The 26557-nt window shown below is 67.8% G+C and carries 19 protein-coding genes; 3 read left to right on the forward strand and 16 right to left on the reverse strand.

Features of this window, described 5'->3' with window-relative positions:
- Both glyA and N5C18_RS10010 read right to left on the reverse strand, forming a co-directional pair.
- Positions 1-1254 carry a serine hydroxymethyltransferase gene (gene glyA, locus N5C18_RS10005; RefSeq protein WP_053509807.1) on the reverse strand — a complete coding sequence of 418 codons (1254 nt, stop codon included), beginning with the start codon at positions 1252-1254 and terminating at the stop codon, positions 1-3.
- A gap of 176 nt (positions 1255-1430) precedes the next feature.
- Positions 1431-1907, reverse strand: a complete 477-nt coding sequence (locus N5C18_RS10010; RefSeq protein WP_053509805.1) for an RcnB family protein — start codon at positions 1905-1907, stop codon at positions 1431-1433.
- A 254-nt stretch (positions 1908-2161) separates the two neighbouring features.
- Here N5C18_RS10010 and ettA point away from each other — a divergent pair, with 254 nt between their 5' ends.
- Positions 2162-3826 carry an energy-dependent translational throttle protein EttA gene (gene ettA, locus N5C18_RS10015; RefSeq protein ID WP_005412220.1) on the forward strand — a complete coding sequence of 555 codons (1665 nt, stop codon included), beginning with the start codon at positions 2162-2164 and terminating at the stop codon, positions 3824-3826.
- A gap of 83 nt (positions 3827-3909) precedes the next feature.
- Entirely contained in the window at positions 3910-5226 is a 1317-nt protein-coding gene (locus N5C18_RS10020; protein WP_008268362.1) for an NCS2 family permease, read from the forward strand.
- Positions 5227-5265: 39 nt separating this feature from the next.
- Here N5C18_RS10020 and bcsZ read toward each other — a convergent pair whose 3' ends face one another.
- The 13 genes from bcsZ to N5C18_RS10085 form a co-directional block, all read right to left on the reverse strand.
- Positions 5266-6408, reverse strand: coding sequence for a cellulose synthase complex periplasmic endoglucanase BcsZ (gene bcsZ / locus N5C18_RS10025; protein WP_279944438.1), 1143 nt, complete (start codon positions 6406-6408; stop codon positions 5266-5268).
- Positions 6392-9973: a cellulose synthase complex outer membrane protein BcsC gene (bcsC, locus tag N5C18_RS10030; RefSeq protein ID WP_164242534.1), complete on the reverse strand. Its 3582-nt coding sequence runs from the start codon at positions 9971-9973 to the stop codon at positions 6392-6394. The genes bcsZ and bcsC overlap by 17 nt, the downstream gene beginning before the upstream one ends.
- Entirely contained in the window at positions 9973-12342 is a 2370-nt protein-coding gene (gene bcsB, locus N5C18_RS10035; RefSeq protein WP_053509799.1) for a cellulose biosynthesis cyclic di-GMP-binding regulatory protein BcsB, read from the reverse strand. Before bcsB ends, bcsC begins: the two co-directional genes overlap by 1 nt.
- Entirely contained in the window at positions 12339-14963 is a 2625-nt protein-coding gene (gene bcsA / locus N5C18_RS10040) for a UDP-forming cellulose synthase catalytic subunit (protein ID WP_053509796.1), read from the reverse strand. The genes bcsB and bcsA overlap by 4 nt, the downstream gene beginning before the upstream one ends.
- Positions 14963-15718 (reverse strand): cellulose biosynthesis protein BcsQ, encoded by a 756-nt coding sequence (bcsQ, locus tag N5C18_RS10045; protein WP_279944440.1) that lies wholly within the window; start codon positions 15716-15718, stop codon positions 14963-14965. The genes bcsA and bcsQ overlap by 1 nt, the downstream gene beginning before the upstream one ends.
- On the reverse strand, positions 15715-15894 hold the full coding sequence (gene bcsR / locus N5C18_RS10050; RefSeq protein WP_040008936.1) for a cellulose biosynthesis protein BcsR: 180 nt from the start codon (positions 15892-15894) through the stop codon (positions 15715-15717). The genes bcsQ and bcsR overlap by 4 nt, the downstream gene beginning before the upstream one ends.
- Positions 15894-17525, reverse strand: a complete 1632-nt coding sequence (gene bcsG, locus N5C18_RS10055) for a cellulose biosynthesis protein BcsG (protein ID WP_053509790.1) — start codon at positions 17523-17525, stop codon at positions 15894-15896. The genes bcsR and bcsG overlap by 1 nt, the downstream gene beginning before the upstream one ends.
- A complete protein-coding gene (gene bcsF, locus N5C18_RS10060) occupies positions 17522-17701 on the reverse strand; it encodes a cellulose biosynthesis protein BcsF (protein WP_040008940.1) in 180 nt (59 codons plus the stop codon). The genes bcsG and bcsF overlap by 4 nt, the downstream gene beginning before the upstream one ends.
- Positions 17698-19236 (reverse strand): cellulose biosynthesis protein BcsE, encoded by a 1539-nt coding sequence (gene bcsE, locus N5C18_RS10065; protein ID WP_154582889.1) that lies wholly within the window; start codon positions 19234-19236, stop codon positions 17698-17700. Before bcsE ends, bcsF begins: the two co-directional genes overlap by 4 nt.
- Positions 19237-19450: 214 nt before the next feature.
- Positions 19451-20488 (reverse strand): fimbrial protein, encoded by a 1038-nt coding sequence (locus tag N5C18_RS10070; protein ID WP_053509786.1) that lies wholly within the window; start codon positions 20486-20488, stop codon positions 19451-19453.
- The gene (locus tag N5C18_RS10075) at positions 20479-23043 is read right to left on the reverse strand and encodes a fimbria/pilus outer membrane usher protein (protein ID WP_053509784.1); all 2565 of its coding nucleotides are present in this window, start codon (positions 23041-23043) and stop codon (positions 20479-20481) included. Before N5C18_RS10075 ends, N5C18_RS10070 begins: the two co-directional genes overlap by 10 nt.
- A 92-nt stretch (positions 23044-23135) precedes the next feature.
- Positions 23136-23867 (reverse strand): molecular chaperone, encoded by a 732-nt coding sequence (locus tag N5C18_RS10080; RefSeq protein ID WP_053509782.1) that lies wholly within the window; start codon positions 23865-23867, stop codon positions 23136-23138.
- Positions 23868-23952: 85 nt separating this feature from the next.
- A complete protein-coding gene (locus N5C18_RS10085) occupies positions 23953-24492 on the reverse strand; it encodes a fimbrial protein (RefSeq protein ID WP_004154162.1) in 540 nt (179 codons plus the stop codon).
- Positions 24493-24951: 459 nt separating this feature from the next.
- On the opposite strand from N5C18_RS10085, the gene N5C18_RS10090 reads away from it, so the two are divergent.
- Complete coding sequence (locus N5C18_RS10090; protein WP_004154160.1) at positions 24952-25317, forward strand: hypothetical protein; 366 nt, start codon at positions 24952-24954, stop codon at positions 25315-25317.
- Positions 25318-25339: 22 nt separating this feature from the next.
- On the opposite strand, the gene pncB is transcribed toward N5C18_RS10090, so the two are convergent.
- The gene (pncB, locus tag N5C18_RS10095) at positions 25340-26521 is read right to left on the reverse strand and encodes a nicotinate phosphoribosyltransferase (RefSeq protein WP_053509780.1); all 1182 of its coding nucleotides are present in this window, start codon (positions 26519-26521) and stop codon (positions 25340-25342) included.
- Between the last annotated feature and the right edge of the window lie 36 nt (positions 26522-26557).

Raw genomic sequence — 26557 nt, forward strand, 5'->3', positions numbered from 1 at the left:
TCAGCCGTAGACCGGGTACTTGCGGCACTGCGCGCTGACCGCATCGCGCACGCGGGCGATGACCGCTTCATCGGCCGGTGCATCGAGCACGTCGGCGATCCAGTTGGCCAGGTCCACGCAATCCTGTTCGACGTAACCGCGGGTGGTCACCGCCGGGGTACCCAGGCGCAGGCCCGAGGTCACGAACGGCGAACGCGGATCGTTCGGCACCGAGTTCTTGTTGACGGTGATGTGGGCCTTGCCCAGCGCGGCTTCCGCGTCCTTGCCGGACACGTCCTTGCCGATCATGTCGACCAGCATCAGGTGGTTCTGGGTGCCGCCGGAAACGATCTTGTAGCCACGTGCGATGAGCGTGTTGGCCATCGCCTGGGCGTTCTTCACCACCTGCTGCTGGTAGGCCTTGAAGCCCGGCTCCAGCGCTTCCTTGAAGGCCACGGCCTTGCCTGCGATGACGTGCATCAGCGGACCGCCCTGGATGCCCGGGAACACGATCGACTGCAGCTTCTTGACCAGGTCTTCGTCGGCGCCCTTGGCCACGATGATGCCGCCGCGCGGGCCGCGCAGGGTCTTGTGGGTGGTCGAGGTGACCACGTGGGCATGTTCCAGCGGGCTCGGGTAGACGCCAGCGGCGACCAGGCCGGCCACGTGGGCCATGTCGACGAACAGGTAGGCACCGACCTTGTCGGCGATGGCGCGGAAGCGCGCCCAGTCGATCACCTGCGAGTAGGCCGAGAAGCCGGCCACGACCATCTTCGGCTTGTGCTCCAGCGCCAGGCGCTCGACTTCGTCGTAATCGATCAGGCCCTGGTCGTTCACTCCGTACTGCACGGCGTTGAACAGCTTGCCGGAAGCATTCACCTTGGCACCGTGGGTGAGGTGGCCGCCGTGGGCCAGGCTCATGCCGAGGATGGTGTCGCCCGGCTGCAGCAGGGCGAAGTACACGGCCTGGTTGGCCTGCGAGCCGCTGTGCGGCTGCACGTTGGCGTAGTCCGCACCGAACAGCTGCTTGAGGCGGTCAATGGCCAGCTGCTCGGCGATGTCCACGTATTCGCAGCCGCCGTAGTAGCGCTTGCCCGGGTAGCCTTCGGCGTACTTGTTGGTCAGCTGGCTGCCCTGGGCTTCCATCACCGCCGGGCTGGTGTAGTTCTCGCTGGCGATCAGCTCGACGTGGTCTTCCTGGCGCTGGGTCTCAGCGGCAATGGCCTTGGCCAGTTCGGGATCGTAGGATTCGATGCGGACGTCACGCGGGAACATCGGGTACTCCAGCAGGCAGGGAAAGGGGGGGGTACGACTCAGCCCTCGATTGTAGCCCCGCACCGGCCTGCTGGGGCCGAAACGGACGGGGCCGGCATCCCCGAAGGAATCCGGCCCCGTATGGTTTCGCCTGCCGTATCAGCCACGCCACGCCATGCGTGGACCAGACCGTCGGCTCAGCGCCCGCTGAGCACGTACTGGGCGATCACGCCGGTGGCGATGGCCACCAGCAGCATGTTGCCGCGGTCATCGCGGATCCAGTGGTGGCCATAGGGCGGGCGGCGCAGGTGGTAGCGCGGGTAGTCGTTCACCACGTAGACCGGGCCGGAGTAGTAGTTGCGGTAGGGCGAACCGACCCGCCAGCCGTAGCTGCCATAGCGCGGCGGCGGCGGGGCCGGACGGTAGACCACCCGCGGCGGTGCCGGGCGGTAGTAACGATCGTGGTCGCGGTGCCAGTCGCGGCGGTCACGCTCCCAGTCGCGCCGGGCCTCGCGGCGGTCGCGCTCCCAGTCACGGCGGTCCTGGCGCCACTCGCGGCGGTCTTCGCGCCACTCACGGCGGTCGCGGTGGTCGTTGTCGGCGAAGGCCGGGGTGACGGCACCCAACGCCAGCACAGAGGCCACGGCGCCGGCCATTACTCGATTGATGCGCATGTCAGACCTCTGTTCGGGTGGTAGGTGAGCCCATATTGCCCACTTGATCTGAACCGTTTCCGGCTGGAAACGCTTCCCGTTTCAGGACTGTGACCGGGTATTCAGGCGATAGCCAGCCCGGCGCCCCCTGCCCGGCGCGGCCCGGAACCGGTTCCGGCTATAATCGGGGGTACACCTTTTTCAGTCTGTGCCCGCTGCCGCACCGGGATGTTCCCGTGACGGACCGGGCGCAGGGCCGCGCCTACGGAGACCTCATGTCCTCGCAATACATCTACACCATGAACCGCGTGTCCAAGGTGGTCCCGCCCAAGCGGCAGATCATCAAGGACATCTCGCTGTCCTTCTTCCCGGGCGCGAAGATCGGCCTGCTGGGCCTGAACGGCGCCGGCAAGTCCACCGTGCTGAAGATCATGGCCGGCGTGGACACCGATTTCGAGGGCGAAGCGCGCCCGCAGCCGGGCATCAAGGTTGGCTACCTGGCGCAGGAACCGGAACTGGACCCGACCAAGACCGTGCGTGAAGCGGTCGAGGAAGGCGTGGGCGAAGTGCTGCAGGCCCAGGCCGCGCTGGACGCGGTGTACCTGGCCTATGCCGAGGAAGGCGCCGACTTCGACGCGCTGGCCAAGGAACAGGAGCGCCTGGAGGCGATCCTGGCCGCCGGCGACGCGCACACCCTGGAAAACCAGCTGGACGTGGCCGCCGATGCACTGCGCCTGCCGCCGTGGGATGCCGTGGTCGGAAAGCTGTCCGGTGGTGAGAAGCGCCGCGTGGCGCTGTGCCGCCTGCTGCTGCAGAAGCCGGACATGCTGCTGCTCGACGAACCGACCAACCACCTCGACGCCGAGTCGGTGGAGTGGCTGGAACAGTTCCTGGCGCGCTACACCGGCACCGTCGTGGCGGTCACCCATGATCGCTACTTCCTGGACAACGCCGCCGAGTGGATCCTGGAACTGGACCGCGGCCGCGGCATTCCGTGGAAGGGCAACTACACCGACTGGCTGACCCAGAAGGATGAGCGCCTGAAGCAGGAAGACAACCAGGAAAAGGCCCGCCAGAAGGCGATCCAGAAGGAACTGGAATGGTCGCGCCAGAACGCCAAGGGCGGCCGCACCAAGGGCAAGGCCCGCCTGGCCCGCCTGGAAGAGCTGCAGTCGGTCGATTACCAGAAGCGCAACGAGACCAATGAAATCTTCATCCCGCCGGGCGAGCGCCTGGGCAATGCGGTGATGGAGTTCAAGAACGTCTCCAAGAAGTTCGGCGACCGCCTGCTGTTCGACAACCTGAGCTTCCTGGTGCCGGCCGGCGCCATCGTCGGCATCATCGGCCCGAACGGTGCCGGTAAGTCGACCCTGTTCAAGATGATCACCGGCCAGGAAAAGCCGGACACCGGCGAGATCGTTGTCGGCCCGACCGTGAAGCTGTCCTACGTGGACCAGAGCCGCGACGCGCTGGAAGGCAACCACAACGTCTTCCAGGAAATCGCGGGCGGCCTGGACATCCTCAACATCAACGGCATCGAGATCCAGTCGCGCGCCTACATCGGCCGCTTCAACTTCAAGGGCCAGGACCAGCAGAAGATGGTCGGTTCGCTGTCCGGTGGTGAGCGTGGCCGCCTGCACATGGCCAAGACCCTGCTGCAGGGTGGCAACGTGCTGCTGCTCGACGAACCGTCCAACGACCTGGACATCGAAACCCTGCGTGCGCTGGAAGATGCGCTGCTGGAGTTCCCGGGCAACACCTTCGTCATCTCGCATGACCGCTGGTTCCTGGATCGCATCGCGACCCACATCCTGGCGTTCGAAGGCGACTCGCACGTGGAGTTCTTCCAGGGCAACTACCGCGAGTACGAAGAAGACAAGCGCCGCCGCATGGGCGACGACGCTGCACCGAAGCGCCTGCGCTTCAAGGCACTGAAGTAAGGCAGCAGGAAAGGCCGCGCTCGCGCGGCCTTTCTTCTTCTGTGGGCCGCCCGCTTGCTGGCGACACCTTCGCGAGAATCCCCATGTCCCTGTTCGAACGCCTGTTCCAGCTGCAGCAGCACGGCACCACCGTGCGCACCGAGCTGCTGGCCGGTGTCACCACCTTCCTGACGATGTCCTACATCGTCTTCGTGAACCCCGAGATCCTCGGCACCACCGGTATGGATGCCGGTGCGGTGTTCGTGGCGACCTGCCTGGCCGCCGCGCTGGGTTCGGCGGTGATGGCACTGGCCGCCAACTTCCCGGTCGGCATGGCGCCGGGCATGGGCCTGAACGCGTTCTTTGCCTTCACCGTGGTCGGCGCCGCTGGCCTGCCGTGGCAGCAGGCGCTGGGTGCGGTGTTCATCTCCGGCCTGGTGTTCCTGGTGCTGTCGCTGACCGGCGTGCGGGCATGGCTGGTATCGGGCATTCCGGCGTCGCTGCGTTCGGCCATCGTGGCCGGCATCGGCCTGTTCCTGGCGATCATCGCACTGCAGAAATCCGGCGTGATTGTCGGCAATGAAGACACGCTGGTGGCGCTGGGCCCGTTGAACACCGCGCCGCCGCTGCTGGCACTGGCCGGCTTCCTGCTGATCGCGGTACTGGAAGCACGCCGCATCCGTGGTGCGATCCTGATCGGCATCCTGGCAGTGACGGCCGCAGGCTGGGCCCTGGGTGATGTGCAGTACCAGGGCCTGGTGTCGCTGCCGCCGAGCCTGGCTCCGACCTTCCTGCAGCTGGACCTGCCGGGCCTGCTGCACCACGACGGCGGCGCGCCGATCGCGGTGCTGCTGCAGGTGGTGCTGGTGTTCGTGCTGGTGGAAGTGTTCGATGCCACCGGCACGTTGTATGGCGTGGTCGGCCGCGCCGGCCTGCTGAAGCTGCCGGGTGCGCAGAAGCGTTTCGGCCGCGCGTTGCTGGCCGACAGCACGGCGATCGTGGCCGGTTCGATGCTCGGCACCAGCAGCACCACCGCCTTCGCCGAAAGCGCCTCGGGCGTGCAGGTGGGCGGCCGTACCGGCCTGACAGCGCTGGTGGTGTCGGCGTTGTTCCTGGCCGCCCTACTCTTCTCGCCGCTGGCGGCGATGGTGCCCAGCTATGCCACTGCGCCGGCGCTGCTGTTCGTGGCCGGATTGATGCTGCGCGAACTGGTGGAAGTGGACTGGAGCGACCTGACCGAATCGGTACCGGCCGCGCTGTGTGCGCTGGCGATGCCGTTTACCTACTCGATTGCCAACGGCCTGGCGTTCGGTTTCATCGCCTACGCCGCGCTGAAGGCGGGCACCGGCCGCTGGCGCGAAGTGCACCCGGCGGTGTGGCTGGTGGCGGTGCTGTTCACCCTGCGCTACGCGCTGGAGTAAGCGGCGCCGGCATGCACCCGGCCCTGCAGCGCGCGCGGCTCACCAGCGCGGCTGCAGCCTGCCGTCGGCGTTGAAGCGCCAGCGCCCTTCGGCCCAGCCCAGCCCGAACAGGCTGAGCATCTGCGAGTAGTACGCCGGGGCATCGGCGCGCTGCTGCTCGGCGCTGGGCAGGCTGGCCTGCAGTGCACGGGCGCGCTCGTTTTCTCCCTGGGCCAGCAGATACGGCAGCAACGCCGCGCGGAAGCCGTAATTGCCTTCGCCCTGCCCCTGCCCGCTGCGGGTGTCGATCTTTTCCCACATGGCGGCGCCGCTGCGCAGGCGCTGCAGCGGGCCGGACAACGCAGCCAGCTGCGGCCGGAACAGCGGATCGCGCGGCGCCGTCATGCCGGCCCAGGTGTAACAGCGGATCGCGTCGTAGCTGCCGACCGCACCCTTCACCGGGTCGGCCACGAAACCGCCGGCCTGCCAGGCCGTCCAGTCCGGCGCGAATCCGTGCGGGCTGCTCTGCTGCAGCATCCGCACCGTGTTTGCCGCCAATGCCGGCCACGGTCCCTTGCGGTCAACCGATGCAAACCGTCGCAGCAGCGGCAACGGCAGATAGCTGGGGTTGATCCGGGTCGCATCGCCTTCGACGAAGCCCTGCGGGCCGGGCAGCAGCATCGGCCCCAGTTCCGGCAGCTGCACGATCTCTCGCGCGCGCACCTGCTGCAGCATGCCTTCGGCGATGGCCTGCAATGCCGGACGCCGCCACAGGCGCGCACCTTCCAGCAGCGCATAGGCCAGCCACAGATCCGAGTCAGAGGCGGGGTTGCTGTCCAGTACCTGCCAGCCCCCCTTGGCATCCCGCCCCCACAACCAGGCCGGCAGGCGCTGGCGCATGTCACCGCCGGCCAGGTTGTCCTGCGTCCAGGCCAGGATGCGATCGAACAGGGCCTGGTCATTGGCCACCAGCGCAAAGAACAGTGCATAGGACTGCCCTTCGGAGGTGCTGCGCTGATCGTCCTGGCTGCGATCGATCATGCGCCCGTCGCGGCTCAGGCTGCTGTCGAGCAGCACCTGCCACGCGGGCCAGCGCGATGCCGATGGCGCCGGTTGCGCCTGCGCGGCACCCCAGCCGAGCAACGGCACGGCCACGGCCGCCTGCAGCAGGCGCCGGCGGTGCAGGTCAGCGGAATTCGCCATAGGGCACCAACGGAGAGACCGGCAACGGCAGGTTGCCCTGCCAGGGTTTGAAGGTATAGCGCAGGTAGAGCTGGAACGAGTTCGGCGAGAAGTCGCGGCTGCGCTGCAGGGTACCGGCGGCGCCCAGCACGAAGTGGTCACCCAGCCGGCGCTCCACCGCACCGTACAGGCGGTAGCCGGTGCCGGTGCTCTTGCTGTCGCCGGTGTACAGGCCCGCCTGATCCAGTGTCAGCGGGCCGTACTGCGGTTCCAGCTGCGCGATCACGCGTTCGATCAGTGCCTGGTCCGGGTAACGGCTGATCGAGGACGTCCGCGCGCTGGACACGCTTACCGATCCGTCCAGGCGTACCGACCAGTTGTCGTTGCGCCAGGCGAAGCTCACCGGCAGGCTCAGCGATGCGTAGCGCTGCGGGCTGTAATAGCCGCCCTGGCCCAGCGAGTAACCGCCCAGATCCTTCTGGTAACGCCAGTACATCGCGGTGGTACCGACATCCAGGCGCATGTCGGTGCGCTGGATCAGCTTGTGGTACCAGCCAACCATCGCACGGGCACGCGTGTTGTCCACCACGTTCTCGCCGGTCAGGCGATGCCAGCTCCAGTTCGACCAGACGCCATTGCGGCCGCCCTGGTCGTAGCCCAGGCTGAAGGTCAGGCCATTGGCGGTGACACCGCCCCAGCGGATGCCGCTGCGCGGATCGTATGCACCGGCCTGCGACAGCAGCGAATTGGTCATCGGCCGCCGCGATACGGTGGCTCCCCAGCCGAATCGGCCCAGGTCTCCATTGAAGGTGAGGCCGCCGAGCCAGTTGCCGACCGCATAGTTGGACGGGGTGTGGCCGATATCGAAATTCCAGCGATCGTCCAGCGTGCGCCAGCCGACGGCGAAGCCGGCACCGGACGTGCGTTGCTGATGCACGAACCGGGTGCAGCCCGGTGCACGCAGGCGCGTGCCGTCGGCCTGGACCAGGTCCAGATCGCAGCTGCCGAAGTCCTCGTCGTAGGCGCCGTTGGCATCGGTCTGGAAGCGCCCGGCATCGAACTGCACCTGCTCGATGCGCGCCCAGCCCAGCCCACCGGCGAACGGCGCGTCGAGGTGCGCGATGCGGGTATCACGCGACAGCCGCGAGATGCCCGGCGTGCCATCGCTGCGGCGACCCGTATCCTGCATCACGGTCAGGGTGGGATTCTCCTGCTGGTACAGGGTTTCGACATCACTGCGCAGGCTGCGACGCAGCCAGTCGTCGCCTGCGGTCTCGCGGCTGGCCAGGGTCAGCGCGCGGTTGTCGCGCGGTGCTGCCTGTGCCGGTGCCAGCAGCCCGTTGTCAGCCATCGCCTGCGCATACATGTCCAGCGCCTGCTGCGGATCATCACGGCGAACCAGCCGTGCCGCGTCGCGCCAGGACTGTGCATCGGGCGCGGTCCTGCGTGCCAGCAGCGCACGCAGGATCGCGAGCGCCTTCGCGTCCTCGCGCAGGTCGGTCCAGATGGTGGCGAGCTGGCGCTGCTGCCCCGTCGCCTCATCGGCAACCTGGGGCGGTGCATCCTGCATCTGGCGGCGTGCGCTGGCCAGGTCGCCGCTGCCGATCCAGGCCTGGATCCGGCCCAGCTGCGCATCAACGTTGTCCGGCTGTGCGGCCAGCACGCGCTGGTAATAGTGCAGTGCCTGCGCGTGGTCACCGCGCAGGCGGGCCCACTCGGCCAGCAGCATGTCGTTGTCGGTGCTGGGCGGTTGCTGCAGCAGCAGGGCGATGGCCTCGGCCTCCCGGCCCTGCGCGCGCAGCTCCCACAGATGGTCGGTCAGCTGCTGCCGGTGCAGGCGCGCCGACAGCGCGCGGATGTCATCGTCCCATTGCGCCTGGGGAAGTGCATCGAGCACGGCCAGTGCCTGCGGCAGGCGATCGGACCCGGACAGGTACAGCGCCTGCGCATAACGCGCCTCTGCACTGCCGTTGCGCCGGGCCATGTCGGCCACCACGGCATCGGCATCCTGCTCCCGCCCCGCCGCACGCAGCTCGTTGCCGAGGGCATAGGCCAGCCAGGCATCTCCGGGCAGTTCCGCGCGCAGCTGCGTTCCCAGTTCGATGGCGGTGGCGGCGTCACCGGCGGCCAGCGCCTGCTCGCGGCGTTCGCGCAGCCGCGTGATCTGCAACTGGCGCAGGTCTTCGGCATACAGCTTGCGCTGTGCGGCAGGCAGCGCGTTGATGAAGGCCTCCAGCCGCTGCGGATCGGTGCGGCCATACAGCTGCACCAGCTTGCGCACCACGTTGGCATCGTTGGGCGCGATCCGCCGCGCGCTCTGCAGCTGGCGTTCGGCAGCCGCATCGTCACCGCGCGCGACGGCGACGTCGACCAGTCCCAGCGCGGCATTGACGTCGCGCGGCTGTTGCCGCCGTGCCTGCGCGTACAGGCGCTCGGCCTCGTCCAGGCGGCCCGCCGTCAGCGCGGCATCGGCCTGGTCCAGCTGCAGCCAGTAGCGGGTGCTGGCGATCAGGTCGCGCCATTTGTCATTGCTGTCGCCGGCCGGTGTCGCCTGCACCGCGCGCTGGAAGTAGGCGATGGCCTGCTCGCGGCGGCCCTGGCGCATCAACGCCATGCCCAACCCGCCAAGCAGGCCTGGCTCGCGTGGATAGCCTCGCAGCGCCTGCAGGAAGGCGCGCTCGGCGTCTTCATTGCGGCCCGCGTCCAGCAGCTGCTGGCCGCGCAGCCCGGCACGCCACGCCGGGTCACTGACCCGCTTGTGCTGGTCCGCGTAGCGCTCGCGCACCAGTGCGATGTCGGTAAACGTGGGATTGCGGGTGATGAAGTCCTGCAGGCGGCGCACGCTGCGTTCGTCGGCAGCCTGATCCTTCAGATAGGCCCATTCGGCGTCGGCGGCCATGCCGCGCGCTTCCGGGTTGCGCCCCATGCGTTGCAGCGCCGCCAGTGCCTCGCTGTCGCGGCCCGCAGCGAACAGCAGCTGCGACAGTGCCTGCAGCAGGGTGACATTGCCCGGGTAGCTGCGATCGAGCTCGGTGAGCGCACGGATCGCCGGTGCACGGCCTTCGGCCTGGGTACCGCGAAGCCGCCAGTATTCCAGGCCCAGCTGCAGGCCCGGCGGGTCGTCGTTGAACAGGCGCCGGTAGATCGCCAGTGCTTCCTCGCTGCGACCACCGGCGGCGAACAGGCGGGCCTGCTGCAGTTCCTGCTGAAGGTCGCCGCGATAGGCCTGCCACAGGCGTTCGCCGGCCGCCAGCTCGCGGCTGCCTGCGCCGATCTGGCGCAGCCGTGCCAGCGTGGCTTCGGCATCGTCCAGCTTCTGCTGCGACAACTGCACTTCCAGGATCGCCACCAGCGTGCCGCGATCATCCGGTGCCAGCATCCGCAGCCGCGCCAACGCGTCTTCGATCAGGCTCTGGCGGCCGGTGGCCTCGCCGATGCGCACCTGCTGCAGCAGCCATTGGCGTTGCTCGGCCACCGTGCCTCCCGGTGTGGCCGGCAACGCCTGCGCCGCGCACGGGCCGGCACCGGCCAGTCCCAGCAGGACCAGCCCCGACGCCGTCACCAGCGGGTGCCGCGTGCGCGCCATCAGTGCCCCGGATCCAGGCGCTTGGCGGCCACCCAGCGCAGCGTGCGCCACAGCAGGAAGGCGAACATCAGCACCACCAGTGTGGCCAGCACCGCCAGCAATGCGGGATGGTCGGCCAGGTGGTACCACAGCAGCAGCCACCACGGCAGCGCGCCAACGTAGTAGTGCTCACCCACGAACTGGCTGTGGATGCCGGACGTGCGCAGGATCGCCACCGAGCCGGCAATCGCCTCGCGCTTGCCGGTATCGCTGAGCGCGTCGTCGAGCAGGCCATAGTCCGCGGCATTGCTGGCGGCCAGCGAAACGATGCTGCGCTGGGCATGATGCGGCGACTGCATGCCGATGATCGCGGCAAACGGTGCCTGCGCGGTCACCGCAACCTCGGTCACCGCCGGGTCGCCATCACGGCTGCCACGCCGTGCCTGCTCCATCGCCTGCTGCGGCGAAGGCGACTGGCCGTTCAGCAGCCGAGTGCGCTGGTCATCGATCAGCAGCGAAAGCTGCTGGCTGCCGCGCAGCTCGGCCGGCAAGGCGCCCAGCATCAGCAGGTCCGCATCCAGTGCGCTGGCCTGCTTCCAGTCATCGGACAGGCGCAGGCCGTAGGCGGGGTAGCCGGTCTGCACGCCCAGGCCACCCACCAGGTTCAGCAGCAGGCTGACCTGCGCCTCGCTGGCAGCGGGCGGAACCAGCACGACGGTCTCGGACAGGTCGGCCATGCGCGTGAACGGGAAACCGCTCAGGGCGAATGCAGACAGGTCCGGCAGGCCCATGTAGTGATGGAAGCCGGAGAAGTCGATGGTTGAATCTTCCTCGATCGCCGCCTGCAGGTTCGGTGGCAGCACGGTCTGGCAATGATCGCGCTGCGCGCTGCCCATCACGCTGGCGAAGTTGAAGTCGAAGCGCAGCTGATTGCGGTCACCCAGCTTGAGTGCAGGAATCAACAGGCGTCCATCGTCGGCACCGGCATCACCGGCCAGCACCGGCAGACGGATCTCTTCCAGGCCCTGCTTGCCGGTGCGCCGCACCAGCGGGAAGCTGGAAATGAACTGATCGTTGATCGCAACGCCCAGCCGCGACTCGTCGCTGCCGAAGGGCGGCGTGTAGCGGTAGCGCAGGTTCAGCGGAATGCCCTGGTTGCGCCAGATGAACAGATCCGGCGGCAGGTTGAGGTTGACCGTGATCGGCTGCGGCGACACGCCGTTGGCATGCAGCTGCTGCGGATAGTCCAGCAGTTCGGCCAGGCGCACGGCGCGGTCGGTGCGCACCCAGTTCGGGGCGTCGTACGGTTTGCGCGGGGCCAGCGGCTTGATCTCGTCAATGCTGACCTGGTGTCCACGGAACAGCACGTTGCCGGCCGCCATCGCGGCCACTGCCTTCTGCAGGTCGTCATCGTTGCGGCCCAGCACCAGCAGCAGCTTGCGCTGCGGGTCGTCCGGCAGTGCCATCAACTCGATCACCGGGCCTTTCACCGGCGCGTGGTTGCCGATCACCGCCGGGAACTTACCGTTCACGGCCAGCACCACCGCGTGGCCCTTCTCGGGCAGCGCACCGAAGCTCACCGGGAACCGCGCCTGCCGCCACCAGCCGGCAAGGCTGCCGAAGTACGACGACATCACCGCCGCCGCGCGCTGCTGTGCCAGGCTCGGGGTGCCGGCGAACACCACCGGCAGTTCGAGCCGCGCGGTGTCGCGCGGATCGAAGAACGGCAGCGGGAAGTTCGCCAGGTCGTCCTGCATCGCCAGCGGCTGCCCACCCAGGCGCAGGGTGCTGTTGCTGGACAGGTTGACCCACAGCGAACTGTGCGTGGGTTCTTCGCAGATGTCGGTGTAGTGGCCGACGAACTCCAGCCGCACCTGGTTGAAGTCGGCGATCAGCCGCGCATCCAGTGGCAGCTTGGCCTGCACCGGGCGACCCAGCTGATCGTTGCTGATCGGCACCACGCCCATCATCGCGTCGTTGAGGTAGACACGCAGATGCGACAGGGTCGGCAGCAACGACGGCGAAGGCGTGAAGCTCAGGTCCAGTTCCGCATCGCGCACCAGGCGGTCGCGGCGGACCTGGAACTCGAACGTGGTGGCGTTGCGCACGCCGGACAGCAGGGTGTCCTGGCGGCGCCCCAGCTGGGCGAACGTGCTCTGCCGCTGCCAGGGCCAGGCGCTGCCGGCCCAGGTCTGGGTCAGCGCCGCAGCTTCGGCCGGAACCGCGGGGGTGGCCGAGGTCGCGGGCAGCGCAGGCGGTGCTGCCACCGGTGCGGCATTTGCCGGTGCGGGCGGCGGCAGCGGAACCGGAGCAGGTGCGCTGTTGCCGGATGCCACCGGCAGGGCCAGCAGGGGCAACAGCAGCCAGCGCAGAGAAGACGGAATGCTCATGGACGAAGCCCTGGATCAGCGGCTGGGTCAGCCGGGTGGGAAGGAAGCGGACGTTGCGGGGCAAAACTGGCGAGCCATCGCAGCAGGCGACGATTCCAGTGTGCGGGGCGGTCGAGGTCGAACGGAGTGAAATCGCCCATCCGGCGGTAACCGCGCCAGCCCAGGACCAGCACGCTCCATAGGCTGCGCGGCAGGCTCTTGGGTTGATAGCCGGCATGCCAGTCGAGCCACGCGTCCGCGCGCGCGAACGTGCACTGGGCGAACTCCACGCGCTGGCGCTCGTCCTCGAACAGCAGCAGCAGGCCCAGGCGGTGACCGACGGTGCGCTGCACGCGTGCCGGGAAAGCGAATTCACGCCGGCCGCGACCCAGCAGCACCTGTACCTGCTGGCCTTCGGCGAGCTGGGCATCTTCGCCCAGCTCAACGCCAACGCCATCGTTGGAGTAATCCTGCAGCACGCCGCGCAGGCGCCGGCCATCGGGAATCTCCAGCGCCATCGGCAGGCGGGTGGTGACGCGATGGGTGCGCCGCACCTGCTGCACTTCGGCGGCCACGGCCAGCGCTCCGCCGATGATCAGCAGGTTGTACAGCACCCACAGCGAGCTGACGACCACCGTGCCACGTTCATCGGCCGGCCCGTGCATGAACCGCCACACGGCAAAACACAGGCCCAGCACGTTCAGCAGTGCCAGCACCAGATAGGGCCGCGCCACCCGCCAGTCGAAGCGGTCACCGGCCTGGGTGCCGCCCTTGTCGGTGACGTTGAACTTGCCGCGCCCCGGGCTGAACAGTGCCACCGTGGTGGGACGCGCGATGTACCAGGCCAGCACGGTCTCATACACCTCGCCCCAGAACGGGCGGCGGTACTTGCCCTGGATGCGGGCATTGGTGAGGCTGGCATGGGCCATGTGCGGCACCACGAACAGCAGGATGGCCAGCGCCGGGGCGTAGATGATGTAGACGTGCAGCAGCAGGAACGCCAGCGGCGCGGTCAGGAACACCAGCCGCGGGATGCCGGCAAGGAAATGCAGCATGGCGTTGGCATAGCAGAAGCGCTGGAACAGGCTCAGCCCCTTGCCCAGCAATGGGTTGTCGATGCGGAAGATCTGCACCATGCCGCGCGCCCAGCGGATGCGCTGGTTGACGTGCGCGCCAAGGCTGTCGGTGGCCAGCCCGGCCGCCTGCGGGATGCGCAGGTAAGCCGAATTCCAGCCCTTGCGGTGCAGGCGCAGGGCGGTATGCGCATCTTCGGTGACGGTCTCGGTGGCGAAGCCGCCGATCGCATCGATCGCCTCGCGCCGCAGCACCGCGCAGGAGCCACAGAAGAACGCCGCGTTCCACAGGTCGTTGCCGTCCTGCACCAGCCCGTAGAACAGCTCGCCTTCGTTGGGATCGCTGCGGAACACCTGCAGGTTGCGCTCGAACGGGTCGGCGGAGAAGAAGTGATGCGGGGTCTGCACCAGCGCCAGCTTCGGGTCACGCAGGAACCAGCCACAGGTGATCTGCAGGAACGAGCGCACCGGCAGATGGTCGCTGTCGAAGATCGCCACCAGCTCGCCATCGATCAGGGTGAGCGCATGGTTGAGATTGCCGGCCTTGGCATGGCGGTTGTCGGTGCGGGTGATGTAGTTCACCCCGGCGCGCTCGGCGAAGGCACGGAACTCCTCGCGCTTGCCGTCATCGAGGATGTGGATGCGCAGTTTGTCCGCAGGCCAGTCCAGGCCCATCGCGGCGTACACGGTATGCCGTACCAGCGCCAGATCTTCGTTGTAGGTGGGAATCAGCACGTCCACCGTCGGCCATTGCCGCACGTCGGCCGGCAGCGGCGCAGGTCGCCGGCGCAACGGCCAGGCGACCTGCACGTAGCCCAGCATCAGCACCAGCCAGGAGTAGGTTTCCGCAGCCAGCAGGATCACGCCGCAGACCAGGTCGAAGGTGCTGTTCCAGTTCAGCGTGGCGGTGTAGCGCCACCACAGGTAGCGGCAGGAGACGGTGATCGACAGCACCACCAGCACCAGCGTGGCGTAGCGGCCCTGCATGCGCCGAACCAGCAGGGCGATGACCCACAGCAGCAGCACGAACACGAACTGCGCGAAGTAGGTGAACGGCTGGGTGATGCACAGCGCCGCCAGCCCGAGCGTGATCAAGCCGATCAGCAGCGTCAGCAGATGCCGCGAGCGCGGCGACAGGGCGCGGACGCGCTGCCCGAACCAGCCTGCGAAACGGCTGTTCCAGAACTCGCTGGGCGCATCGCTCATCGCCCGCAGATAGCGCAGGCGGCCTCGGCCTGCGGCGCCGCGAAGCTCGGCAATCCGCTGGCGGTTGGCTTCGGCCAGGCGCTGCCGCCGCTTCGACGCCTTCGGCACCAGCCGCACCAGTGACAGCCAGGCGGCCTGGATCAGCAGGCGCAGCGGATCACCCGGACGCCAGCGACGGTCACCCTGGATCTGCGGGAAGGCGTTGCGCAGGCGCGGCGCGATCGACTGCCAGGCCGGTCCCTCCAGGCGCAGGAAGGCCCACCCGGTCCATTGCAGCAACCACAGCAGCGCCCGCGTCGGCCAGGACGCATGCACCCGCTCGCGCAGGCGCCCCCAGCCCAGGTAGTAGACCCGGGCGCCCATCAGGGGCCGCCTTCGCGGTGCTGCCGCCGCGCCGCTTCAGCCAGGCACCACAGCACCAGGCCATCGACGTCGGCCGCGGCCAGCGAGTTCGCCGCGTAACGCCCCAGCGGTTGCTTGCTGGCGAGTGCGGCCGGCACCCGCGCATCCTCATGCAACGGCTGCGGCACCAGCCGCCTGGCATGGGTGTGCAGCCACAACTGCATCAGATCGCGCTGCACCGGAACGGCCGGGTCGTAGCGGTTGGCCAGCACCAGGCGCTCGTCGTCCGGCTGCCGTTGCAGGACCACATGACTGACCGGATCGACGCAGGCCAGGCGCAGCGGCAGGGTGCAGCGCGCGTGCTGGTTGATGGCTGCCGCATGTGCCGGCAGGCGCTGCGGCAGATCGAACAGCACCCAGTCGAACTGGGCCTGCAGCAGCGGCAGGCGATCGGCCCAGGTCGAAGGCGCCTGGCGCAGCTGCTGCTCGACCTGCATCGCGCCCTCGGCATCCACCCGGCCATAGGGCAGCACGGCCAAGCCGGGCGCGATGGCAAAGGCGGCATCGCGCCAGTCGCTGCCGTCCAGCTGTGCATGCGCCCAGCCACGTTCGACATCGGCGGGCAGGCCCAGATGCAGGCCGAGCATCTGGTCGGGACTGCATTCCACCAGCAGCACGCGCTGGCCCTGGGCATGCAGGCCCTGCCCCAGCGCGGCCAGCACCGTGGTCACGCCGGTGCCGCCATGGACGCCCTGCAGGGACAACACGTTGCTCATCCGCGCCGCTCCAGTTCCGCCAGCAGCGGCCAGCGCGCCAGCGCCTGGGCACGTTCATGCTGGGCCGAGAAATCCACGTAGGGCAGCTCCGGCATGTCCAGGCTGCGGCGCAGCAGATCGATGTCGTCCTCTTCCACGGACAGGGTGGCGGGCACGGCAAGAATGTCGGCAGGCATCAGCGCGCGTCCTCCGGGTAGGGGCTCCAGGTCTGGCTGCCCTGCAACTGCAGCCAAGGTTTGCCGCCGTAGTCGATGACCTTGGCGCCTTCGTTCTCCGACACCGAGGGCGTCTGCGGCAGGCCCTTGAGCAGGCTGTCCCAGTTGCGTTCGCTCGGCGGCGACTGCGCGTTGAGTGCGTAGACGCGCGAGACCAGCTCGGACACGGCCAGGTAGCTGCTCGGCTCGGGAATGTGGCGCGGGCCACCGGCCGCCGGTGCTCCCATCCCGACCAGCTTGACGCCCACCGGCACGTGGGTGATCGACGGGCTGGGAATCTCGCGCATGCCCGGAATCTGCATGCGGTCACCGTGCAGCGCGGCGCCATGTTCGGGGACCACCACGATCATCGCGCGCCGGCCGCTCTTTTCCACCGCATCGACAAAACCGGCCATGTCACCCAGCACCATTTCCGCGCGCGCCTTGTAGTCGGCGGCGTTGGAACGGCCATCGGCACCGACGATGCGGTTGCCGTCATGCAGCGAGATCGTGTTGTAGAACAGCGCCACCTGCTGCGGGGCTTCGGCCAGCCGTTGTTTCCACCAGGCCATCAGCACGTCGCCATCACGACGCAGTGGCGACTTGTCGAACGCCACCAGCGCCTTCGGGAAGGCGCTGATATCCATCGGCTGTGCCTGCAGCCCACCGTACTGGTGCAGCTCGCCGATGAAGTCGTCGAAGTGGCCATCGTGGTTCATCGCCAGCTCGCTCTGGAACCCCAGCCGCTGCAGGTTCGAGAACAGCTGGCACTCGGCAGGCACCGGGTCGAACAGCTTGGTATGCGAGGTCTGGCCACAGCTGGCGCGCAGCAGACGGATCGCCGCCGGGCCACTGTAGGCGGTGGCCGAATTGAAATCGTCGAACACCACGTCCATGTGGTCGAGCAGGTTGTTCTGGCGCAGACCGACTTCATCCAGGTCGCTCCACGCCAGCGAGCAGATGTTGAGGATGATGACGTCGAACGGAGCACCGCTGGCCGGCGCCGGGAAGCTGGTCTTCAGGCTGGCCTGCTGCTGGTAGAAACTGCTCAGCCACGCATTGAGCGTGTCGTTGTTGGCGGGCGGCAGTCCCCCTGTCGTCGCCCCGGCGGTCCCTGTGCTGGCGGCCGTGGCGGTGCCCTGCCCCCAGTTCCAGCCGGCCGGCATCGGTATCGCCATGACGGCCAGGCCGAGCATGCCCAGCACGCTCAGGGTGGTGATGCGCAGCCACGGCTTGAACAGGAAGTAGGCCACCAGCAGCAGCGCGAGCACCGCCACCATCTGCCAGTTGATGAAGCGCTGGGCCAGTTCGAGCCAGTAGTCGGCCGAGAAATCCAGCACGCCCGGTTGCACCAGCAGGCGCTGGAACGGTGGCCACCAGGTGTCCTGGTAATAGAGCGCCACGCCCACCGGCACGGCCACGACGGTGCGTGCGATGCGTGCCCAGCGCCAGCGCAGCGGAACCAGCAGCGCCCCCAGGAACAACAGGTTGGGCAGGATCTTCAGGTCCAGCGCGCCCATCCAGGACAGCACCACCTTGGACAGGAAATACAGGTTCCAGCCACGCAGGTCGGCCCATGCGAACGGAGATGCAGGAACGTTCTGCGGACTCATGCAGCGCTCCGCGGCGCACGCTGGCGCACGCCGGCGCGGCGCAGATGGCGGGGCGGCAACCAGCGCGTGGCACGGCGGCGCAGCCCGCGCCACAGGGTGCCCAGCATGGCCCCGAAGGGGATCATCACGACCGCGCAGGCGACGATCAGGGTCCAGAGTTGCTGGTCGGTGGTCATGCGGTATCTCCCAGCCGCAGCGGCTTCGGGGCAACGACGGCCGGCGCTTCCCGCACCGGAGCCACTGCGGGCAAGGCAACCGGCGCCTCGGGCAGCAGCTCGGCGTCCGGATCGCTGCCGCTCGGGTTCATGGCAGCGATGTCGTATTCGGCAAGACGCTGATAGCCATCAAACAGTTCGCGCCATGGCAGGCGGAACAGATTGCCCAGCGCCTGCTCGACCGCATCGCGACGGCAACCGAACAGGAACAGGCGGACCTGCCCGCGATAGATACAGGCAAGATCACCCTGGCGGCGGATGCGCAGCTGTTGCAGGGTCTGTTCGGCGCGCAGGCCGGCAACCGGCTGCAGGGCCAGCACCGCGCTTTCCACCGCGCTGCCGTCCTGGTCGATGCGTTCTGCGGCGATCTGGCGGAAACGTGCGGCATTGACCAGGCCGCTCAGCGATGGCGGCCGATGGGCGCGGATCAGCGGCTCCGGGTCATCGGCCAGCTGGCCCTGCCAGCGTTGCCGCTGCACGGTTTCCAGCAGCGTCAGCAGGCGTGGCAGCGGCGTGTCGGCCGGCACCACCAGGCTGCACCCGCACTGCATCAGCAGGCGTTCGTCGGCGTAACGCAGGCAGGGCTGAAGCTCGCGCACGACCAGCTTCAGCGCGGTGCCGCGCTCGCGGCGCAGGCGGTGCAGCAGCCGGGCCAGCGCGTCCACCTGGGCGTTCTCGTTGATGGCCAGCACCACGGTGGCCTCGCGCGCCTGCAATGCGGCCGGCAGCAGGCCGGCCCAGCCATCATAGAGGCGCCATGCGGCGGACAGCGGCGGCGCGCCCTCCAGCACGTCGGCCTGGGCGAGGAAGACGTCGCGATCACTTCCGCTGGCAAGGCTGGCAGCCTCGTCAGCGGTATCGGCCTCGGCCACGTGGCGCAGACCCGAGCCCTCCTGCACCACGCCAAAGGAACGCTGCGCGACCACGCCATGGCTGTTCGACCAGTAATGCAGCAGCAGCTGCAGGGCGCCGCGATGCGGGTGCAGCTGGGCCACGCCGGCACAGGCGCGGTTCAAGGGCAGCAGGCGTGGTGCCAGGGTGGCGACTTCACCATGGCAGAGCAGCAGCACGATCTGGCCGGTCTGCCCGGCCCAGCGTTGCAGCCGTTCGCACCAGCGCGCCAGGCGCGTGTCATCCCAGCCATCCAGCGCGGCAACCGGAAACTGCACCAGGCTGAGCCCGGTGGCGGCGGACGCCACGCGTGGCAGGTCCTCTGGCAAGCCGCGCAGCGCCTGCTGCATGCCGTGGTGGGAACGCTGGAACAGGCGCAGGCGTGCCGGCCCGTGGTCGTCCGCCAGCAGCGACAGCATCGGCTCGGCGCCACGGCCCAGCGTCACCAGAACGGCGTCCTGCAGTGCGGCGGCGGTGGACAGCACGCCGGCGCCGAGCAGGTCGGTCGGCGCACTGCCGGCCGCGACGACCCAGTACAGGCCGCCCCCGCGCATCTCAACGAACTCCGAAGGCAATCCGGCTATGGCAAGGTGGGCTGCTGTCACGCCGGGTCCTTTCAACGCCCCTCAACCGGGCGGAAGGCCCGATGGCGGAGACGCTGCGGTGAAGGGAAGGTCATTTCCATGACGCACATCACATTCATGTTTCTGTACGGTCATGATAGCTCCGATCTTCACGTTTGCGGCATCAAGACGCAGTCAACGCCGCCTGCGGAACAGGCGACGTGCAGGGCAGTACTCAGCGATGGAAAAAGCGGTGTTACTCGTACTGGATCGTGAACGTTGCCTGCCCGTTGGCGACACCGGCACCGACGGTCCCGGCCTGGGTCTGCACATAGCGGGCCCGCAGCGGCAGGCTCATGACACTGGTACCCGGCGCGGTGGTGCCGACATTGATGGCCTGGCCGAAGCGGACTTCGCGTTCGGTGCTGCCATCACGCTGCACCATCTGGATGCCGATGCGGGTCGCACTGTTGGTGGCCGCGCTCAGCTTCAGCACGCCGGGCATGTTCGAACTGTCCTGGTCGGCGTCGAGGCGGATGCCGATCTTGCTCTGGTAAGACGCAACGTTGCTGCCCTGGCAGTTCAGGCGGATCTCGAAGTCACGATCGACCGCGCGCGAACCGACGCCGGTGAAGCTGGTATTGGGCACGCTGCCGAAATCAACGGCGATGTTGCGGCTACCGGCCTGCACTTCGCAGGTCGGGCTGACCACGGTGGTGCCCGAACCGCGGAAGGTCGAGGTCAGCACTGGGCGGCTGGGGCCGTCGCCATCGAAGTAGTAGGTGGTGAAGCGGCCATTCGGCGCAATCACGCCCGAACCGGTCTGCGCGGCGGTCTTGATCAGCTGGATGCGGAACTGCCCACCGATCAGCGAGATGGTGGAGTTGGCGCCGAAGTTGATGGAATGCGGGTAATAGGTCTGGATCGCGCCGGAGTCGCGGAACAGGCGGATGCCCACACCGGCAACGCCGGTCTCGTAGACGTTGGCGAAGCCGGCCACCGGTCGCTTCTGCGGGGCATTGACGTACTCACCGGTCGAGCTGCCGCCATACCAGTAGTCACAACGGGCGACGCTGTTCTGCTGGTTGATCGGCACGCTGAGTTCCTTGATCACACCGCCCACCGGCGTGCTGGGCAGGATCACGATCTGGCCCATGTCCATCTGCACATCCTGGGCGACGAAACCGTTGATCTGGATGCGGCAGGCGGCGCTGGCCTGCTGCGCCAGCAGCGCGCCACCGAGCAGGGCCAGCGTGGCCAGCAGCCTGCGGCCACGGAAAGGAATCATCGGCATGCTGCCTCCAGCGGAATGAAGCCGGTCTTGGACGCATCGGCGCCCGCCGGAACCTGGTAATCAATCGTGCAGCGCTGATCGGCACCGGCGCCCCACTCCACCAGCAGGCGGCCCTGGTTCTGTTCGCTGCGCACGTACAGGCGGCCGCCCTGGCTGACCATGCCCACCGGCTGGCCCTGCTCATCCTTGACCTGCGCACCGAACGGCATGCTGCGGCCATCGGCGTTGCGCACCTGGATCAGCAGTGCATTGCCCTTGCGGGTGTCGAAGCGCAGGTAGCTGATGGCACCGGCGAACGGCGCGACCGACTGGCTGGTGCTTTCCAGTTCGACGTCGTGGGCCATGCCCTGCGGGTCGAGGGTGACGGTGTTGAGGCGGTACGGCGACACGTACGGCACCACCGCGTAGCCGCGGCCGTCCACGCGCAGGCCCGGGGCGTTGCTGACGATGGCATCGCGCGCGCCCGGCGCTTCGACCAGCACCATGGTGTCGCCGCGCTGCGGGGTGAAGGTGAAGCCGCCCGGATGCACGACCACGCTGCCGTTGGCACCGACCGAGGCCTGGCGGAAGTCACGCGAATGGCTGTAGGTCGCGTTCAGTGCCGAGTAGCGGCTGCGGTACTCGACATTGCCGACCGCGGTGGTGCCACCCTCGCGCGAATCGGACAGCGCCGCGCCATAGCTGAAGTTGTTGTCGACACCGGCAGAACCGGTGATGCCGACGCGGCTGTTGTCGTAGCCGCCGCGGTCACGCATGCCGAGGTCGGCACTGAACGACACCGGGTGGGTGCCACGGCCCAGCGGCACGCTCATCGACAGCAGGTACTGGGTGTCGGAACGACCGAGCACGCCTTCTTCGGTACGCAGTGCGGAGAAACCGAAGTTCACCGAACGCCAGGCGTTGTTGTAGCCGACCTGGTACTGCTTGGAGGTGCCGGCACGATCGTAGAAGTCACGCACCGAGCCGGTCACGTACAGCGCGCCGCCGCGACGGCCCAGCGGCTGGTTCAGGGTCAGCTGGAACTGGCTGCGCTGGCGGCCACGGGTGGTCGGATCGATGCCGCGCTTGTCCGAATCGCGGCCATACAGCGCGTCCTGCAGGCTGTAGAAGCCTTCGGTCGAATAGCGGTACGCGGCCAGGGTCAGGTTGGTCCCGGTCTCGCCGATCATGTTGCTGTAGCTCAAGCGCACGCTGGCACCGGTGTGGTTGCCGTAGTGATCGAACGAGGTACGCGCATGGGTGACGTCGGCCGCGAACGCACCGACCGGCGTGGACAGGCCAACGCCGTACAGCAGCGACAGGTAGCCATCGCTCAGCGCACTGCCGCCGTACAGGGTCAGCTGGTTGCCGATGCCGCGCTGGTAGGTACCCTGCACCAGCCACGGCTCATCGGCCAGCAGCTTGTTGCGGACCTGGCCGGCGGTCAGCGCGTAGCGCGACACGCCTTCGCGCAGCATCTGCGGCACCGAACCGAACGGCACCTTGAATTCGCGGCGGCGGCCATCGGCCTCGATCACGCTCACTTCGAGGTCGCCGCCGTAGCCGGTCGGGTACAGGTCGTCGATGACGAAGCTGCCCGGCGACACGGTGGAGGAATAGATCAGCTGCTGGTTCTGGCGCACTTCAACGCGTGCGTTGGTTTCGGCGATGCCGCGCACGACCGGCGCGTAGCCGCGCAGCGAGTCGGGCAGCATGCGGTCGTCGCTGGCCAGGCTGGCGCCGCGGTAACCGATCGAATCGAACAGCTCGCCGGTGGTGTAGGCCTCACCGATGGTGAGCATGCCGCGCACCTGCGGGATGCCGCGCTGTGCGTAGGTGGCAATGCTCTGCCAGTGACGGCCATCGCCCTCGGACCAGGTCAGGTTCGAGTCGTGGCGGAACTGCCAGCCGCCCAGGTTCAGGCCGGCATTGAGGCCGAGGTAGGCGCTGCGGTTGCGCTGGCCACCTTCAACGCGGCTGTCGCTGTCGATGGCATTGAAGCTGTAGCCGACAAAGCCGGCGTTGATGCCACGGTCCCACAGCGCCGGATTGACGTAGCCGCGTGCTTCGCGGCGCAGGAACACCTGCGGGATGCTGAGGTCGTAGCGCAGGTTGCCGCTGTCATAGATGCCGTAGGCATTGGCCATGCGCTGCTGCACCGGCACGCAGCTGGTCTTGTCGGTCGGCAGCGTCGGGTCCTGCTGCAGCAGCACGGCCTCGCTGTCCACGCCCATCTCTTCCAGCATCGGCAGCGGCAGGCACGCATCGACGTGGCCCTGCGCGTCGGCCTTGAACTGCAGGTCGCGACGGCCCTGCCAGCCGCCGTTGACGTAGACGTCGACGCGGTAGGTGCCGGCCACCATCGGGTTGCCATTGCTGAAGGCTGCCAGGTCAACCTGCTTGGCCTGGCCGGACAGGAAGCTGGAATTGAACTGGGCCGATTCCGGGGCACGCGCATTGGCTGCGCCGCTCTGCGCCATCAGCGCCTGCTCGCCCAGATTGGCCGGCGCTGCCAGTGCCCATCCTGGGCAGGCCACGCCAGCTGCCAACAGGCAGATCGCCTGGTGGATCGACAATGTCAATCTGTTTCCGATCACACTGACATTCCTTCAATTCGCCGCGCGGCGGCGGTGGCGGGATGCGCAGGCCCTGGGCCAGCGCGGCGCGTTCAGCCCCCGGTGCTGCCGAGGCGGATCGTGTGTTCCACCCGGCCGCCGTAATCGTTGATGGTGATGAAGCGCACCTGGTCGGTGCCCGCCGGTGCGGCGAACTCCAGGCTCTGCTTCGGCGCGACCATTGCGCCCTTGTCCTCGACGGCCTTTTCGCTGCTGCCGGTCATGGCATGCACTTCGGCCAGCGTGACGTGGAACGGACTGGGGTTTTCCACGCGCAGGCGGTCGCCGGTGCGGGTCCAGCGCAGCGCTGCCGGTGCGTCGTTGGCAACGCCCTTCAGGCCCTGCGGCCGGTAAAAGAGCTTCAGGCGCGAACGGAACGCGACCTGCAGGTAATTCTGTTCGCCCGTGTTGTCGGCGTTGTCCGGCGACGGCGGCACATCCAGCACGTTCAACCAGAACACCGACTCACGGTCGGCCGGCAGTTGCGCACCGGAGAAGATCACGCGCAGCGCCTGGCTGCGGCCCGGCTCGACGCGCGCGATCGGCGGCGTCAGCACGAACGGGGCATCGCTGGTATCGGCGGTCTGGTTGGCATCGCCACTGTCGATCCAGGCCTGGACCAGGGCCGGTGAGTCGCCCACGTTGTCGACCTGCACGGTGACTTCGCGCGCCTGCGCCGGGTAGATCACCCGCGTGCCATTGACCACCACGCCGGCCAGTGCGTCCTGGCAGAAGGGCAGCGTGAACGCTGCCAGCAGCAGCGCCCGGGGAAAGAATGCTTTCATCGGAAGTACTACGCTCGAGAGGTGTGGCCAGGGGCCGCGGAGCACTGGCCGGCGCGTACGCCGGCCAATGCGGGTACGGCGACGATCAGTTGTAGATGATCGTGTACTTGACGCTGCTGGTGACGTCGCCCGGGGTGGCGGCGGCAGTGGCGTAGTACTCAGCGTAGTAGTTCAGGTCGGCCGAGCCGTCGGTGCCGACGGTGACCCACTGCGAGTTGGTCTGGGCCAGGCCAGCGCCGGCAGCCTTGATCGGCAGGAACTGGTTGTTGGAGCCCAGCAGCTGCAGCTGCACGTTGGTGGCAGCGTTGGCCGAGGCCTGGTTGACCAGGCGGCCGCTGTTGAAGTCGACGGTCGAACCCGGCTCGAAGTAGGTGGCGACGTTGCCGGCGCTGCACTTGGTCAGGTTGATGGCGAACGGGGTACGGCCCGCAACGGCACCGGCGGTGGCCAGGGTGTTCTTGGACACGGTCGGCAGGTTGACGGCGAAGTCCTTGCCGCCCGGGGTCGAGATGGTGCAGGTCTTGTCGGTGACCTTGCCATTGAAGGTGATGGTGCCGTCGGCGGCATTGGCGGCCAGCGGAGCGGCGGCCAGCATCAGAGCGGCGATGAGAGTGTTCTTGTGCATTCGCTTTTACCTAACCCTACTGAAGAGATGAGAAGTAGAGGAGGAAGCAAGGAGCACTGCCGGGCTAACAAGACCCATCCTTGCGTCTCACCTGTGGCCGGACTCGGACATACCTTCCCCTGAATCCGTGACGCAAGTATAGGCACAAGTGTGATGAAAGTCTCATTATTTTTATGAACGCCAATTTATTGACGACACAAATGTGACGTGCTAAGCGAAATGGCGCCCAGCAGGGCGTGGGAGATTTGACGCGGGCCCTGGCGGGCCGCAAACGACGTTCGATGACGCATTGAGTGACGCACCCGGCATGCACGGAATCCGGCCTTTTTCAGGCGGAAATCAGCTTCTTTGATGCGCATCACTCTTTCTTGGTGATGGCCCTAGCAGATTCGAACTCGTCCTATTAAAGGCTGATCGAAGCTGTCGCTAACTAGGACACACCGAACCAGAGAACGTGTCATGAGGAACTCCATTCTGCTGTGCGTGGCCCTGATGTCCGTCAGTGCGCTGGCCCAGGCCAGCAGCGGCAACATCCGTTTCAGCGGCCGCATTGCCGAGCCGGGCTGCACGACGAACCTGTCCCAGGGCGAACTGAGCCTGGCGGCCTGCCCGCCGTCGGCCAAGGGCTCGACGGTGGAAGTGACGGCGTTGGCCGATGGCCAGGCTGCGACGCTGCGCGACGGCAAGCGCCAGGGCCAGAAGCTGTCGGTGTCGGCCAGCGCGATGCGCGCCGGCGATATCGCCTTCTCCGAACGCTACCGCGTCCAGGCCTCGCAGCAGCAGCCGCTGCAGGGCGCCTACCTGGTGGTCGTCGACTACCTGTAAGCGCCCGCCCCCGCCGGCGCGGTCATTCCGGCTGCGGCAGCTCGAAGACCTGGCGCAGGTAAGCCAGGTAACCCGGGTCGTCGCACATGCTCTTGCCCGGCGAATCGCTGAGCTTGGCCACCGGCTGGCCATTGCAGCGGACCATCTTGATGACGATGTTGAGCGGCGTCGGGCCCAGATCATTGGTCAGGTGGGTGCCGACGCCGAATGCGACCTGGCAGCGACCACGGAAGTAGTCGTACAGGCGCATCACCTTGGGAATGTCGAGCCCATCGCTGAACACCAGCACCTTGCTGCGCGGATCGACGCGGCGCTGCTGGAAGTGCGCCAGCATGCGGTCGCCCCAGTCGAACGGATCGCCCGAATCATGGCGGACGCCGTCGAACAGCTTGCAGAAGTACATGTCGAAGTCGCGCAGGAACGCGTCCAGGCCGACCACGTCGGACAGCGCGATGCCGAGGTCGCCGCGGTACTCGCGCGCCCACGATTCCAGTGCCGCCACCTGTGAGTCGCGCAGGCGCGGGCCCAGCGCCTGGAACGCCTGCAGGTACTCATGGGCCATGGTGCCGTGCGGGGTCATGCCGTACAGCCGGGCGAAGTGCACGTTGCTGGTGCCGACCAGCTGCGGGCCAAGGGCATCGCGCAGCAACGGCAGCAGGCGCGCGTGCCAGTCACGCGAGTAGCGGCGGCGGCTGCCGTAGTCGGCAATGCGGCATTGCTCGAAGCCGGGGGTATCGCGCAGCAGCGCGGCCTTGGCCTGCAACCGGCGCTCGCCCTCGGCGAAGTCGGCCGTGGTGGTGTTGCGGAACCAGACTTCGTTGATGATCGCCAGCAGTGGCACTTCGAAGAGGATGGTGTGCAGCCACGGGCCGGTGATGTCCAGCTCGATCTCGCCAGGCACCGCCTTCGACGCGCGCAGCTGGATGTACTTGCGGTCGAGATGGAACAGGCCGAGGAAATCGGCGAAGTCCGGCTTTACGAAACGCAGGCCCCGCATGTAGTCCAGCTCTGCGTCACTGAAGCGCAGGTTGCACAGGTGGTCGATTTCTTCGTCGATCTGGTCGATGTAACGGGCCAGGTCGATGCCGGGGGTACGGCACTTGAACCGGTACTGCACCTGGGCGCCGGGATGCTGATGGAGCACCGCCTGCATCATGGTGAACTTGTACAGGTCGGTGTCGAGCAGGGACTGGATGATAGGCATGGGGCGGATTATGCGCCCGCCGGGGTGAACCGGGGG

Origin of the sequence: Stenotrophomonas sp. GD03930, from assembly GCF_029839665.1 — a bacterium.
Lineage (GTDB): Bacteria > Pseudomonadota > Gammaproteobacteria > Xanthomonadales > Xanthomonadaceae > Stenotrophomonas > Stenotrophomonas forensis.

Excerpts from the sequence above, each read along its gene's own strand:
- glyA (WP_053509807.1), bottom strand. The coding sequence starts at position 1,254 with ATGTTCCCGCGTGACGTCCGCATCGAATCCTACGATCCCGAACTGGCC.
- N5C18_RS10010 (WP_053509805.1), bottom strand. The coding sequence starts at position 1,907 with ATGCGCATCAATCGAGTAATGGCCGGCGCCGTGGCCTCTGTGCTGGCG.
- ettA (WP_005412220.1), top strand. The coding sequence starts at position 2,162 with ATGTCCTCGCAATACATCTACACCATGAACCGCGTGTCCAAGGTGGTC.
- N5C18_RS10020 (WP_008268362.1), top strand. The coding sequence starts at position 3,910 with ATGTCCCTGTTCGAACGCCTGTTCCAGCTGCAGCAGCACGGCACCACC.
- bcsZ (WP_279944438.1), bottom strand. The coding sequence starts at position 6,408 with ATGGCGAATTCCGCTGACCTGCACCGCCGGCGCCTGCTGCAGGCGGCC.
- bcsC (WP_164242534.1), bottom strand. The coding sequence starts at position 9,973 with ATGGCGCGCACGCGGCACCCGCTGGTGACGGCGTCGGGGCTGGTCCTG.
- bcsB (WP_053509799.1), bottom strand. The coding sequence starts at position 12,342 with ATGAGCATTCCGTCTTCTCTGCGCTGGCTGCTGTTGCCCCTGCTGGCC.
- bcsA (WP_053509796.1), bottom strand. The coding sequence starts at position 14,963 with ATGGGCGCCCGGGTCTACTACCTGGGCTGGGGGCGCCTGCGCGAGCGG.
- bcsQ (WP_279944440.1), bottom strand. The coding sequence starts at position 15,718 with ATGAGCAACGTGTTGTCCCTGCAGGGCGTCCATGGCGGCACCGGCGTG.
- bcsR (WP_040008936.1), bottom strand. The coding sequence starts at position 15,894 with ATGCCTGCCGACATTCTTGCCGTGCCCGCCACCCTGTCCGTGGAAGAG.
- bcsG (WP_053509790.1), bottom strand. The coding sequence starts at position 17,525 with ATGAGTCCGCAGAACGTTCCTGCATCTCCGTTCGCATGGGCCGACCTG.
- bcsF (WP_040008940.1), bottom strand. The coding sequence starts at position 17,701 with ATGACCACCGACCAGCAACTCTGGACCCTGATCGTCGCCTGCGCGGTC.
- N5C18_RS10070 (WP_053509786.1), bottom strand. The coding sequence starts at position 20,488 with ATGCCGATGATTCCTTTCCGTGGCCGCAGGCTGCTGGCCACGCTGGCC.
- N5C18_RS10080 (WP_053509782.1), bottom strand. The coding sequence starts at position 23,867 with ATGAAAGCATTCTTTCCCCGGGCGCTGCTGCTGGCAGCGTTCACGCTG.
- N5C18_RS10085 (WP_004154162.1), bottom strand. The coding sequence starts at position 24,492 with ATGCACAAGAACACTCTCATCGCCGCTCTGATGCTGGCCGCCGCTCCG.
- N5C18_RS10090 (WP_004154160.1), top strand. The coding sequence starts at position 24,952 with ATGAGGAACTCCATTCTGCTGTGCGTGGCCCTGATGTCCGTCAGTGCG.
- pncB (WP_053509780.1), bottom strand. The coding sequence starts at position 26,521 with ATGCCTATCATCCAGTCCCTGCTCGACACCGACCTGTACAAGTTCACC.